Origin of the sequence: Streptococcus mitis (genome assembly GCF_946190325.1) — a bacterium.
Classification (GTDB): Bacteria; Bacillota; Bacilli; order Lactobacillales; family Streptococcaceae; genus Streptococcus; species Streptococcus mitis_CF.
The window spans coordinates 495,764-509,697 of record NZ_CAMHZR010000001.1 but is presented as its reverse complement, the minus strand read 5'-3'; the positions used below and the strand labels follow the sequence as shown (position 1 = coordinate 509,697).

At 40.9% G+C, this 13,934-nt stretch carries 12 protein-coding genes and 2 tRNA genes; all 14 read left to right on the top strand.

What is annotated here, in order from left to right:
- The first annotated feature begins 37 nt into the window (after positions 1 to 37).
- The 14 genes from parC (at position 38) to sufU (ending at position 13,897) form a co-directional block, all read left to right on the top strand.
- The gene (gene parC, locus N8M95_RS02490; RefSeq protein WP_261116544.1) at positions 38 to 2,509 is read left to right on the top strand and encodes a DNA topoisomerase IV subunit A; all 2,472 of its coding nucleotides are present in this window, start codon (positions 38 to 40) and stop codon (positions 2,507 to 2,509) included.
- Positions 2,510 to 2,644: 135 nt separating this feature from the next.
- Positions 2,645 to 3,667 (top strand): branched-chain amino acid aminotransferase, encoded by a 1,023-nt coding sequence (locus N8M95_RS02485; protein ID WP_020901730.1) that lies wholly within the window; start codon positions 2,645 to 2,647, stop codon positions 3,665 to 3,667.
- A gap of 22 nt (positions 3,668 to 3,689) precedes the next feature.
- On the top strand, positions 3,690 to 5,657 hold the full coding sequence (locus N8M95_RS02480) for a peptide ABC transporter substrate-binding protein (protein WP_218493526.1): 1,968 nt from the start codon (positions 3,690 to 3,692) through the stop codon (positions 5,655 to 5,657).
- 98 nt (positions 5,658 to 5,755) lie between these two features.
- Complete coding sequence (locus N8M95_RS02475; protein ID WP_000037113.1) at positions 5,756 to 5,986, top strand: DUF2969 domain-containing protein; 231 nt, start codon at positions 5,756 to 5,758, stop codon at positions 5,984 to 5,986.
- 49 nt (positions 5,987 to 6,035) lie between these two features.
- A tRNA-Tyr gene (locus N8M95_RS02470) sits at positions 6,036 to 6,116 on the top strand.
- A 9-nt stretch (positions 6,117 to 6,125) separates the two neighbouring features.
- Positions 6,126 to 6,197: transfer RNA gene (locus tag N8M95_RS02465), tRNA-Gln, on the top strand.
- A gap of 161 nt (positions 6,198 to 6,358) precedes the next feature.
- A complete protein-coding gene (gene rpsA, locus N8M95_RS02460; RefSeq protein WP_001001631.1) occupies positions 6,359 to 7,561 on the top strand; it encodes a 30S ribosomal protein S1 in 1,203 nt (400 codons plus the stop codon).
- An 85-nt stretch (positions 7,562 to 7,646) separates the two neighbouring features.
- Positions 7,647 to 8,144: a GAF domain-containing protein gene (locus N8M95_RS02455; RefSeq protein WP_203213309.1), complete on the top strand. Its 498-nt coding sequence runs from the start codon at positions 7,647 to 7,649 to the stop codon at positions 8,142 to 8,144.
- A complete protein-coding gene (gene dnaX, locus N8M95_RS02450) occupies positions 8,144 to 9,799 on the top strand; it encodes a DNA polymerase III subunit gamma/tau (protein WP_261116543.1) in 1,656 nt (551 codons plus the stop codon). The genes N8M95_RS02455 and dnaX overlap by 1 nt, the downstream gene beginning before the upstream one ends.
- Positions 9,800 to 9,826: 27 nt before the next feature.
- Entirely contained in the window at positions 9,827 to 10,021 is a 195-nt protein-coding gene (locus tag N8M95_RS02445) for a DUF3272 domain-containing protein (protein ID WP_001081602.1), read from the top strand.
- 151 nt (positions 10,022 to 10,172) lie between these two features.
- The gene (gene sufC, locus N8M95_RS02440) at positions 10,173 to 10,943 is read left to right on the top strand and encodes a Fe-S cluster assembly ATPase SufC (RefSeq protein ID WP_000114489.1); all 771 of its coding nucleotides are present in this window, start codon (positions 10,173 to 10,175) and stop codon (positions 10,941 to 10,943) included.
- Between the two features lie 27 nt (positions 10,944 to 10,970).
- A complete protein-coding gene (gene sufD, locus N8M95_RS02435; protein ID WP_203213307.1) occupies positions 10,971 to 12,233 on the top strand; it encodes a Fe-S cluster assembly protein SufD in 1,263 nt (420 codons plus the stop codon).
- Between the two features lie 10 nt (positions 12,234 to 12,243).
- A complete protein-coding gene (locus N8M95_RS02430) occupies positions 12,244 to 13,470 on the top strand; it encodes a cysteine desulfurase (RefSeq protein WP_261116542.1) in 1,227 nt (408 codons plus the stop codon).
- A complete protein-coding gene (sufU, locus tag N8M95_RS02425; protein WP_261116541.1) occupies positions 13,457 to 13,897 on the top strand; it encodes a Fe-S cluster assembly sulfur transfer protein SufU in 441 nt (146 codons plus the stop codon). Before N8M95_RS02430 ends, sufU begins: the two co-directional genes overlap by 14 nt.
- The last annotated feature ends 37 nt before the right edge of the window (positions 13,898 to 13,934 follow it).

The window sequence follows — 13,934 nt, the reverse complement described above, 5'->3', positions numbered from 1 at the left end:
ATTTACTTTACAATAAAACACTAAAAAGAGAATTATTATGTCTAACATTCAAAATATGTCCCTGGAGGACATCATGGGAGAGCGCTTTGGTCGCTACTCCAAATACATTATTCAAGACCGGGCTTTGCCAGATATTCGTGATGGCTTGAAGCCGGTTCAGCGTCGCATTCTTTATTCTATGAATAAGGATGGTAATACCTTTGATAAGAGTTACCGTAAGTCGGCCAAGTCTGTCGGGAATATCATGGGAAATTTCCACCCACACGGTGACAGTTCCATCTATGATGCCATGGTTCGTATGTCACAGGACTGGAAAAATCGTGAGATTCTAGTTGAAATGCACGGTAATAACGGTTCTATGGACGGTGATCCGCCTGCAGCTATGCGTTATACTGAGGCACGTTTGTCTGAGATTGCAGGTTACCTTCTTCAAGATATCGAGAAAAAGACCGTTCCTTTTGCTTGGAACTTTGATGATACTGAAAAAGAGCCGACAGTTTTGCCAGCAGCCTTTCCAAACCTTTTAGTCAATGGTTCGACTGGGATTTCGGCTGGTTATGCCACAGATATTCCACCGCATAATTTGGCTGAGGTCATTGATGCAGCGGTTTATATGATTGACCACCCAACTGCAAAAGTTGATAAACTCATGGAATTCTTGCCTGGACCAGATTTCCCAACAGGAGGAATCATTCAGGGCCGTGATGAAATCAAGAAGGCCTATGAAACTGGGAAAGGGCGCGTGGTTGTTCGTTCCAAGACTGAGATTGAAAAGCTAAAAGGTGGTAAGGAACAAATTGTTGTTACTGAGATTCCTTATGAAATCAACAAGGCCAATCTAGTCAAGAAGATTGATGATGTTCGTGTCAATAATAAGGTGTCTGGTATTGCTGAGGTTCGCGATGAGTCTGACCGTGACGGTCTCCGTATTGCTATTGAGCTAAAAAAAGATGCCAATACGGAGCTTGTTCTCAACTACCTATTTAAATACACCGACCTACAAATCAACTACAACTTTAATATGGTGGCAATTGACAATTTCACGCCTCGTCAGGTTGGGATTGTTCCAATCCTGTCTAGCTACATTGCCCACCGTCGTGAAGTGATTTTGGCGCGTTCACGCTTTGACAAGGAAAAGGCTGAGAAACGTCTCCATATCGTTGAAGGTTTGATTCGTGTGATTTCGATTTTGGACGAAGTCATTGCGCTTATCCGTGCTTCTGAGAATAAGGCTGACGCCAAGGAAAATCTCAAGGTCAGTTATGATTTTACTGAAGAGCAGGCTGAGGCTATCGTAACCTTGCAACTGTACCGTTTGACCAATACCGATGTGGTTGTCTTGCAGGAAGAAGAAGCAGAACTTCGTGAAAAGATTGCCATGCTTGCGGCTATTATCGGTGATGAGCGGACTATGTACAATCTCATGAAGAAAGAACTTCGTGAGGTTAAGAAGAAATTTGCCACTCCTCGTTTGAGTTCTTTAGAAGACACTGCGAAAGCAATTGAGATTGATACAGCTAGTCTGATCGCCGAGGAAGATACCTATGTCAGCGTTACCAAGGCAGGTTATATCAAGCGTACCAGCCCACGTTCCTTTGCCGCTTCAACCCTGGAAGAAATTGGCAAGCGTGATGATGACCGTTTGATCTTTGTACAAGCTGCTAAGACAACACAGCATCTTTTGATGTTCACAAGTCTTGGAAATGTCATTTATCGACCAATCCATGAATTGGCAGATATTCGCTGGAAGGATATTGGAGAGCATCTGAGCCAAACCATCACAAACTTCGAAACTAACGAAGAAATCCTTTATGTGGAAGTCGTGGATCAGTTTGATGATGCGACAACCTATTTTGCTGCAACTCGTCTTGGTCAAATTAAGCGTGTAGAACGCAAAGAATTCACTCCATGGCGGACCTACAAGTCTAAGTCTGTCAAGTATGCTAAGCTCAAAGACGAGACAGACCAGATTGTAGCAGTGGCTCCGATTAAACTAGATGATGTTCTTTTGATTAGCCAAAATGGTTATGCCCTTCGTTTCAATATCGAAGAGGTACCAGTTGTCGGTGCTAAGGCTGCAGGTGTCAAAGCTATGAACCTGAAAGCAGATGATGTCCTCCAATCCGCCTTTATCTGTAACACCTCATCCTTCTACCTCTTGACCCAACGTGGAAGTTTGAAACGTGTTTCTATTGCCGAAATTCCGGCAACCAGCCGTGCCAAACGTGGCTTACAAGTCTTGCGTGAGTTGAAAAACAAACCGCATCGTGTCTTCTTGGCAGGAGCGGTTGCAGAACAAGGCTTTATTGGTGATCTCTTCAGCACAGATGTGGAAGAGAACGACCAAACTCTGCTTGTTCAATCAAACAAAGGAACAATCTATGAAAGCCGATTGCTAGACTTGAACTTGTCAGAACGCACTAGCAACGGAAGCTTCATTTCTGATACTATTTCAGATGAAGAAGTTTTTGACGCTTATCTTAAAGAAGTATTTACAGAAGTCAAATAAGTGAAATGAAGAATCAGTTCTAAGAGCTGGTTCTTTTTTATTGAAGAAATTTTCTGAAAATTACAAAATATACTTGCTATTTTAGAAAAATAGTGTAGAATAAAAGAAATAGGTTTTTAGAATAAGGAGTGGAATATGACAGTAACGATTGATTGGGAAAATCTCGGTTTTTCCTATATGAAATTACCTTATCGCTATATTGCTCATTTTAAAAATGGACAATGGGATCAAGGAGAGCTTACAGAGGATGCAAACTTGCATATTTCAGAGTCTTCTCCAAGTCTTCACTATGGTCAACAAGCATTTGAAGGTTTGAAAGCTTATCGTACTAAGGATGGCAGTATTCAACTTTTCCGTCCTGATGAAAATGCTAAACGTCTGCAACGGACATGTGACCGTCTCTTGATGCCACAAGTTCCAACAGAAATGTTTGTAGACGCTTGTAAGGCAGTTGTTCGTGCAAATGAAGAATATGTACCTCCATATGGAACAGGTGGAACCTTATATCTTCGCCCTCTTTTGATTGGTGTCGGAGATATTATTGGGGTTAAACCGGCAGAAGAGTACATTTTCACCATCTTTGCTATGCCAGTTGGAAATTACTTTAAGGGTGGATTGGTTCCAACCAACTTCTTGATTCAGGATGAATACGACCGTGCGGCTCCAAATGGTACAGGTGCGGCTAAGGTTGGTGGAAACTATGCTGCAAGTCTCTTGCCAGGGAAATTGGCCAAGTCACGTCATTTCTCAGATGTTATCTATCTAGACCCATCAACTCATACAAAGATTGAAGAAGTCGGCTCAGCTAACTTCTTTGGAATTACAGCTGATAATGAATTTGTAACACCATTGAGTCCTTCTATCTTGCCATCTATTACCAAGTATTCTTTGCTTTATTTGGCAGAACATCGCTTGGGCTTAACTCCTATTGAGGGGGATGTCCCAATTGATAACCTTGACCGTTTTGTAGAGGCAGGTGCCTGTGGTACAGCAGCAGTTATTTCTCCAATTGGTGGAATTCAGCACGGTGATGATTTCCATGTGTTCTATAGCGAAACAGAAGTAGGTCCTGTGACTCGTAAATTATATGATGAATTGACAGGAATTCAGTTTGGCGATATTGAAGCGCCAGAAGGTTGGATTGTAAAAGTAGATTAAAATAAACTAAAGGAGATTTTTTATGAAATCGAAAAAGTGGCTCTTAACAGCAGGAGTGGTCCTGAGCACAACAGCTCTATTAGTGGCTTGTGGAAAAGCTGATAAAGAAGCAGATGCACCGACAACATTTTCATATGTCTATGCAGTAGATCCTGCGTCTTTGGACTATAGTGTAGCGACTCGTACATCTACAACAGATGTCATCGGGAATGTGGTTGATGGATTGATGGAAAATGACCAATACGGAAATGTTATTCCTTCCTTAGCTGAAGATTGGTCTGTCTCAAAAGATGGTTTGACTTATACCTATAAACTTCGTAAAGGGGTTAAATGGTATACTTCAGAAGGTGAAGAATACGCAGAAGTAACTGCCCATGACTTTGTGACAGGATTGAAACACGTAGCTGACGGTAAGTCAGATGGTGTCTCTCTCATCCAAAATTCAATCAAGGGCTTGGATGCCTACATGACTGGTGAGACCAATGATTTCTCTACAGTTGGTGTCAAGGCCTTGGACGATTACACAGTCGAATATACCCTAAACAAACCAGAAAGCTTCTGGAACTCTAAAGTCACTACAGCAACGATGTTACCTGTAAATGAAGAGTTTTTGAAGGCATCAGGTAAAGATTATGGAGCAGTTACTCCAGCAGGAATTCTCTACAATGGTCCTTATATCTTGAAGACCTTGACGTCTAAATCGTTAATTGAATACGAGAAAAATCCAAACTACTGGGATAAAGAAAAGGTAAAGATCGAAAAGATTAAATTGACTTACTACGATGGTTCTGATCAGGAATCCTTGATTCGTAGTTTCTCTTCTGGTGCTTATACGACAGCCCGTCTCTTCCCAAGTAGCTCAAACTTCGCTTCAACATTGGAACAATACGGAGATAAAATCACTTATAGCCCACAGGACTCAAGTAGCTATTACTTCACCTTTAACGTAAATCGTCAGTCATATAATAAAACTGCGAAAACAAGTGAAGAGCAAAAGACTTCTACAAAAGAAGCTATGCTTAATAAGGACTTCCGTCAGGCTATCAACTTTGCCTTTAACCGCCATTCTTATGCTGCACAGCTAAATGGTGAAGACGGTGCGGACAAGATTATTCGTAACAGTCTAGTTCCAGATAACTTTGTGCAAGCAGGTGGTAAGAACTTTGGTCAAATCGCTCAAGCAGAGTTGGTGAACTATGGTGACCAATGGAAAGGTGTTGAGCTAGTTGACGGTAAGGATTCTATCTACAACCCTGACAAGGCTAAAGCAGCCTTTGAAAAAGCTAAGAAAGACTTGGAATCTAAAGGGGTAACTTTCCCAATTCACTTGGATGTCCCAGTTGAACAAACAGATACCATCGCCGTTCAACAAAGCAACTCTTTCAAACAGTCTATCGAATCAACTCTTGGTGCTGAAAATGTTGTCATCGACGTTCTTCAAATGACAGATAATGAAAAGGAAACAATCACTTCACAAGCGCGTGTTCCTTCTCAAAAAGACTATGATTTGAACAGTACAGGATGGGCTCCAAGTTATCAAGACCCAGCATCTTACTTGAATATCATGGATCCTAAATCAGGTTCTGCTATGAAGCACCTAGGTATTACTAAAGGGAAAGATAAAGATGTTGTAGCTAAACTTGGTTTAGATGAGTATAAGAAATTATTGGATGATGCGGATTCAGAAACTACGAATCTTGAAGAACGCTATGAAAAATATGCCAAGGCTCAAGCTTGGTTGACAGATAGTTCATTATTGATGCCAACAGCCTCATCTGGTGGTTCTCCAGTTGTAAGTAATGTAGTACCATTCTCAAAACCATACTCACAAGTTGGTATTAAGGGTGACCCATATATCTTTAAAGGAATGAAATTACAAAAAGATATCGTTACGACAAAAGAATATGAAGAAGCACTGAAAAAATGGCAAAAAGAAAAATTGGAATCAAATGGTAAGTACCAAAAAGAACTAGAAAAACACATTAAATAAAGCAGAAAACTCTATATCAGACATGGAATGATATAGAGTTTTTTCTTGCTAGTTTTAGGATTTTCTTGTAAAATAGAAAAAGTGAAGAGAGGTATGAAATGAGTAAGAAAGATAAAAAAATTGAAATTCAAGTAGCAGATGCCAAGGTTAATGTAGGAAAAGACAGTTTTGAAGGCTATACATTGACCATTGGTAAAAAAGTTATCGGAGAAATTGCCGAATTAGATGGACAATTTGCCATCATAAAGAATGGGAATGTCGATAGTTTTTATAAAAAATTGGAAAAAGCTGTGGAAATTTTGATTGAAAATTATAATTTAGCAAAATAAGTCTTGTTTTTTGGAAATTTTCATGATATAATAGTCCATGTTGATTGTAGGAGAGATAGCGAAGAGGCTAAACGCGGCGGACTGTAAATCCGCTCCTTCGGGTTCGGGGGTTCGAATCCCTCTCTCTCCATTTCATCAATGGGGTATAGCCAAGCGGTAAGGCAAGGGACTTTGACTCCCTCATGCGTTGGTTCGAATCCAGCTACCCCAGTTCTTAGGTAATGATCAAGATAAAAAGCAAAATATCTTAGGGTATTTTATTTTTATAATTGAAAGACGTGAACGATATGAACTTGTTCTTGCGGGTGCTTAGGAAAAAAATTATAAGTATGTCAAGTTTAAGAAAAACTTGATTGTTGGAGGATTTTTTAGATGAACGAATTTGAAGATTTGCTAAATAGCGTTAGCCAAGTTGAGACTGGTGATGTTGTTAGTGCTGAAGTATTGACAGTTGATGCGACTCAAGCTAACGTTGCAATCTCTGGAACTGGTGTTGAAGGTGTCTTGACTCTTCGCGAATTGACAAACGATCGCGATGCAGATATCAATGACTTTGTTAAAGTAGGAGAAGTATTGGATGTTCTTGTACTTCGTCAAGTAGTTGGTAAAGATACTGATACAGTTACATACCTTGTATCTAAAAAACGCCTTGAAGCTCGCAAAGCATGGGACAAACTTGTTGGTCGCGAAGAAGAAGTTGTTACTGTTAAAGGAACTCGTGCCGTTAAGGGTGGACTTTCAGTAGAATTTGAAGGTGTTCGTGGATTTATCCCAGCTTCAATGTTGGATACTCGTTTCGTACGTAACACTGAGCGTTTTGTAGGTCAAGAATTTGACGCTAAAATCAAAGAAGTTGACGCTAAAGAAAACCGCTTCATCCTTTCACGTCGTGAAGTTGTTGAAGCAGCTACTGCAGCAGCTCGCGCTGAAGTATTCGGTAAATTGGCTGTTGGTGATGTTGTAACTGGTAAGGTTGCACGTATCACAAGTTTCGGTGCTTTCATCGATCTTGGTGGTGTTGACGGATTGGTTCACTTAACTGAATTGTCACACGAACGTAACGTATCACCAAAATCAGTTGTAACTGTTGGTGAAGAAATTGAAGTGAAAATCCTTGATCTTAACGAAGAAGAAGGACGCGTATCACTTTCACTTAAAGCAACAACACCTGGACCATGGGATGGCGTTGAGCAAAAATTGGCTAAAGGTGATGTAGTTGAAGGAACAGTTAAACGTTTGACTGACTTCGGTGCATTTGTTGAAGTATTGCCAGGTATCGATGGACTTGTTCACGTATCACAAATTTCACACAAACGTATTGAAAATCCAAAAGAAGCTCTTAAAGTTGGTCAAGAAGTTCAAGTTAAAGTTCTTGAAGTTAATGCAGATGCAGAGCGCGTATCACTTTCTATCAAAGCTCTTGAAGAACGTCCAGCTCAAGAAGAAGGACAAAAAGAAGAAAAACGTGCTGCTCGTCCACGTCGTCCAAAACGTCAAGAAAAACGTGATTTCGAACTTCCAGAAACACAAACAGGATTCTCAATGGCTGACTTGTTCGGTGATATCGAACTTTAATCAAATTGAAAATTCACAAAATCCTTTGTTTTCTAAACAAGGGATTTTTCTTTTGTCTGTAAGCCTTTTTTGATATAATAGTTCTATGTTAGAATCAGAAAAACAATCACGTTATCAAATGTTAAATGAAGAGCTATTTTTTTTATTGGAAGGTGAAACCAATGTTTTGGCTAATCTTTCCAACGCCAGTGCTCTTTTAAAATCACGCTTTTCCAATACTGTATTTGCAGGCTTTTATTTGTTTGATGGAAAGGAATTGGTTTTAGGTCCCTTCCAAGGCGGTGTTTCCTGCATCCGTATTGCACTTGGAAAAGGTGTTTGTGGGGAGGCAGCTCACTTTCAGGAAACTGTTCTGGTTGGTAATGTAACAACTTATCCCAACTATATTTCTTGTGATAGTCGAGCTAAAAGTGAAATTGTTGTTCCGATGGTTAAGAATGGTCAATTGCTCGGGGTTCTGGATCTGGATTCTTCAGAGATTGATGATTATGATGCTATGGATCGAGATTATTTGGAACAATTTGTCGCTATTTTGCTTGAAAAGACAGAATGGGACTTTACAATGTTTGGGGAGAAAGCCTAATGTATCAAGCTCTTTATCGAAAATATAGAAGTCAAAACTTCTCCCAGTTGGTTGGACAGGAAGTTGTGGCTAAGACTCTTAAACAAGCAGTAGAGCAAGAGAAAATAAGTCATGCCTATCTTTTCTCTGGTCCACGTGGAACGGGAAAAACTAGTGTGGCTAAGATCTTTGCCAAAGCTATGAACTGTCCCAATCAAGTGGGTGGTGAACCTTGTAATAACTGCTATATTTGTCAAGCGGTGACGGATGGTAGTTTAGAAGATGTCATTGAAATGGATGCAGCCTCTAATAACGGGGTGGATGAAATCCGTGAAATTCGTGATAAATCTACCTATGCGCCTAGCCTTGCTCGTTATAAGGTCTATATCATAGATGAGGTTCACATGCTGTCTACAGGAGCTTTTAATGCCCTCCTAAAGACGTTAGAAGAGCCAACACAGAATGTGGTCTTTATTTTGGCTACTACTGAATTGCACAAGATACCTGCGACTATTCTATCCCGTGTGCAACGTTTTGAATTTAAATCGATTAAGACACAGGATATTAAGGAACATATTCACTATATCTTAGACAAAGAAAATATCAGTTCTGAACCAGAGGCTGTGGAAATCATTGCTAGACGGGCTGAAGGTGGAATGCGAGACGCCTTGTCTATTTTGGATCAAGCCCTAAGTTTAACACAGGGAAATGAATTGACGACTGCCATTTCTGAAGAAATTACTGGCACTATTAGCCTATCAGCCTTGGATGATTATGTGGCTGCCTTGTCTCAACAGGATGTTCCCAAGGCCTTGTATTGCTTAAATCTTCTCTTTGACAATGGTAAGAGCATGACTCGTTTTGTGACCGACCTTTTGCACTATTTAAGAGACTTGTTAATTGTCCAAACAGGTGGAGAAAACACTCATCATAGTCTAGTCTTTGTAGAAAATTTGGCACTTCCTCAAGAAAATCTGTTTGAAATGATTCGCTTGGCGACAGTCAGTTTAGCAGATATTAAGTCTAGTTTGCAACCTAAGATTTATGCTGAGATGATGACTATTCGTTTGGCAGAGATTAAGCTTGAACCAGCTCTTTCTGGGGCAGTTGAACATGAAATTTCTGCATTGAGACAGGAAGTTGCCCGTCTCAAACATGAACTCTCAAATGTGGGCACTGTACCAAAAACAACTAGTCCAGTACTTACCCGTCCAGCAGCGAGCAAGACCGTCTATCGTGTGGATCGTAATAAAGTTCAATCTATCTTACAAGAGGCTGTCGAAAATCCTGATTTAGCACGTCAAAATCTGATTCGCTTGCAGAATGCCTGGGGAGAGGTAATTGAAAGTCTTGGAGGTCCTGATAAGGCTCTGCTAGTTGGTTCTCAACCGGTTGCAGCCAATGAACACCATGCTATTCTTGCTTTTGAATCTAACTTCAATGCTGGTCAAACCATGAAACGAGACAATCTCAACACCATGTTTGGCAATATCCTCAGTCAGGCAGCAGGTTTTTCACCTGAGATTTTAGCTATTTCCATGGAGGAATGGAAAGAAGTTCGCGCAGCCTTTTCAGCCAAAGCAAAATCTTCTCAAACTGAAAAAGAAGCAGAAGAAAGTCTGATTCCAGAAGGATTTGAATTTTTGGCTGATAAAGTGAAGGTCGAGGAAGACTAAAGAAAGATTTCATGATACAATAAGTTTATGAATAGACAACAATTTATTATCATTGCGCTGTTTACAGCTGCTGAGACCTATTTTTTCAATGAAGCCTGGATGACTGGTCGCTATATTATGGCAGCCTTTTGGGCCATTTTGCTCTTCAGAAATTTCCGAGTTAGTTACTTGATGGGCAAGATTGTAGATGTCATTGACCAGCATTTAAAAGGAAAAGACTAGTCCTCAGCTTCTAGACAAAATCAAAGCCTTTTAGGCTTTTTTTTGTTATACTATAAAAGTATATTTATTGACCTTTTACCGTATTTTCTAGGGAAATCAAGTATGTTTCTAGTGAGTACTGGTAAAGGCCTTGAAAAAGAAAGGAACTATCATGTCAGTATTAGAGATCAAAGATCTTCACGTTGAGATTGAAGGAAAAGAAATTTTAAAAGGGGTTAACCTGACCCTGAAAACAGGAGAAATTGCCGCTATCATGGGACCAAATGGTACTGGTAAATCAACTCTTTCTGCCGCTATCATGGGAAATCCAAACTATGAAGTGACCAAAGGTGAAGTCTTGTTTGATGGCGTAAATATTCTTGAGTTAGAAGTGGACGAGCGTGCGCGTATGGGACTTTTCCTTGCTATGCAATATCCATCAGAAATTCCTGGTATTACTAACGCTGAGTTTCTTCGTGCAGCCATGAATGCTGGTAAAGAAGACGATGAGAAGATTTCAGTTCGCGAGTTCATCACTAAGCTAGATGAAAAGATGGAATTGCTCAACATGAAAGAAGAAATGGCTGAGCGTTACCTCAACGAAGGTTTCTCTGGTGGTGAGAAAAAACGTAATGAGATTCTTCAACTTTTGATGTTGGAACCAACTTTTGCCCTTTTGGATGAGATTGACTCTGGTCTTGATATTGATGCCCTTAAAGTTGTTTCTAAAGGTGTGAATGCTATGCGTGGTGAAGGCTTTGGTGCTATGATTATCACTCACTACCAACGTCTTTTGAACTACATCACACCTGATGTGGTACACGTCATGATGGAAGGTCGTGTTGTTCTTTCTGGTGGTCCCGAATTGGCTGCGCGTTTGGAACGTGAAGGATACGCAAAACTAGCTGAAGAACTTGGCTACGACTACAAGGAAGAATTGTAATTCCCTCGTGTCTTTTAGGAGAAGTAAATGACTAAAGAAAATATTAAACTTTTTTCAGAAATGCACGCTGAACCAAGCTGGTTGGCTAATCTCCGTCAAAAAGCTTTTGACAAGATTGAGACTTTGGAATTACCAGTTATTGAGCGTGTCAAATTCCACCGTTGGAATCTGGGTGATGGAACGATTACAGAAAGTGAGCCATCAGCAAATGTTCCAGATTTCACAGCTCTAGATAATCACTTGAAGTTGGTTCAAGTAGGAACTCAGACTGTTTTTGAGCAAACTCCAGTTGAGTTAGCTGAACAGGGTGTCGTCTTTACAGACTTCCACTCAGCTTTAGAAGAAATTCCAGAGCTAATCGAAGAATTCTTCATGTCATCTGTTAAGTATGACGATGACAAGTTGGCAGCCTACCATACAGCTTATTTCAATAGTGGTGCTGTTCTCTACATTCCTGATAACGTGGAAATTGCTGAACCAATCGAAGGAATTTTCTATCAAGACAGCGATAGCGATGTGCCGTTTAACAAGCATATTATGATTATCGCTGGTAAAAATTCTAAGATTAGTTATCTGGAGCGTCTAGAGTCACGTGGTGAAGGAAGTGCCAAAGCAACTGCCAATATCACAGTAGAAGTAATTGCGCGTTCTGGAGCTCAAGTGAAGTTTGCTGCGATTGACCGTCTAGGTGAAAACGTCACTGCTTACATTAGCCGTCGTGGTAAATTAGGCAACGATGCAAGCATTGACTGGGCAATCGGTGTCATGAACGAAGGGAACGTCGTTGCGGACTTTGATAGTGACTTGATTGGTAACGGTAGCCATGCAGATCTCAAGGTTGTAGCTCTTTCAAGTGGCCGTCAGGTACAAGGGATTGATACCCGAGTAACTAACTATGGTTGCAACTCAATCGGAAATATCCTTCAACATGGGGTTATTCTTGAAAAAGCAACCTTAACCTTCAATGGTATCGGCCACATCATCAAGGGTGCTAAGGGAGCAGATGCGCAACAAGAAAGTCGTGTTCTTATGCTTTCAGACCAAGCGCGTTCAGATGCCAATCCAATTCTTTTGATTGACGAAAATGATGTTACTGCAGGTCACGCAGCTTCTATCGGTCAGGTAGATCCAGAAGATATGTATTACCTCATGAGCCGTGGCTTGGATAAGGCAACTGCAGAACGCTTGGTTGTTCGTGGTTTCCTTGGATCTGTTATCGTTGAGATTCCAGTCAAGGAAGTTCGTGATGAAATGATTGCAACTATCGAAGAAAAATTGTCAAAACGCTAAGGGGTAGCCTATGTTAGATGTAGAAGTGATTCGCAAGGATTTTCCAATTTTAGACCAGATTGTTAATGATGAACCATTGGTTTATTTGGACAATGCTGCGACGACACAAAAACCACTAGCAGTTCTGGAGACGATTAACCGCTACTATGAACAGGATAATGCCAATGTTCATCGTGGCGTTCATACCTTAGCTGAAAGGGCGACAGCTTCTTATGAGGCGGCTCGTGAAACCATTGGTAAGTTTATCAATGCAGGGTCTACAAAGGAAGTTCTCTTTACTAGGGGAACGACAACCAGTCTCAACTGGGTGGCGCGCTTTGCAGAGGAAGTCTTGACTGAGGGAGACCAGGTTTTGATTTCTGTCATGGAACACCATTCCAACATCATTCCTTGGCAGGAAGCCTGCCGCAAGACTGGGGCAGAGCTTGTCTATGTCTACCTTAAGAATGGAGCTCTGGATATGGATGATTTGCGAGCTAAATTGACTGATAAGGTGAAATTTGTCTCCCTAGCTCACGCTTCAAATGTTCTTGGTGTGGTCAATCCAATCAAAGAAATCACTCAAATGGCCCACCAAGTTGGAGCCATCATGGTGGTGGATGGTGCTCAATCTACACCTCATGTGAAGATTGATGTCCAGGACTTGGATGTGGACTTCTTTGCTTTTTCAGGTCACAAGATGGCTGGTCCAACTGGAATCGGTGTTCTTTACGGCAAAGAAAAGTATCTGGAAGAAATGTCACCAGTTGAATTTGGCGGTGAGATGATTGATTTCGTCTATGAGCAATCTGCTAGTTGGAAGGAATTACCTTGGAAATTCGAGGCGGGAACTCCCAATATGGCAGGTGCAATTGGACTTGCTGCGGCAGTAGATTATCTTGAAAAGATTGGTATGGATGCGATTGAAGCCCATGAACAAGAATTGATCGCATACGTCTATCCAAAACTGCAGGCGATTGAAGGACTGACCATTTATGGTTCACAGGACTTGGCTCAACGTTCAGGTGTCATTGCCTTTAACCTAGGCGATCTCCATCCTCACGACCTTGCTACGGCTCTGGACTATGAAGGAGTAGCAGTTCGAGCAGGTCACCATTGTGCGCAACCTTTGCTCCAGTATTTGGATGTCCCAGCAACAGCTCGCGCAAGTTTTTATATTTACAATACCAAGGCAGATTGCGACAAGCTAGTCGATGCCTTACAAAAGACAAAGGAGTTTTTCAATGGCACTTTCTAAACTAGATAGCCTTTATATGACAGTGGTAGCAGACCATTCGAAAAATCCACATCACCAAGGGAAGTTGGAAGATGCTGAGCAAATCAGTCTCAACAATCCGACCTGTGGAGATGTCATCAACCTCTCAGTCAAGTTTGATGCAGAGGGCCGTTTGGAAGATATTGCTTTTCTAAACTCAGGTTGTACCATCTCGACTGCCTCTGCAAGCATGATGACGGATGCAGTTTTAGGAAAAACCAAACAAGAAATTTTAGAGCTTGCGACTATCTTTTCTGAAATGGTTCAAGGCCAAAAAGATGACAGACAAGATAGTCTTGGAGACGCAGCCTTCTTATCAGGTGTTGCCAAATTTCCTCAACGTATCAAGTGTGCAACCCTGGCTTGGAACGCCCTCAAGAAAACAATTGAAAATCAAGAAAACAAGTAAGGCAAGTTTCTTTTGTCTTATGAATCAGTAGAAATAA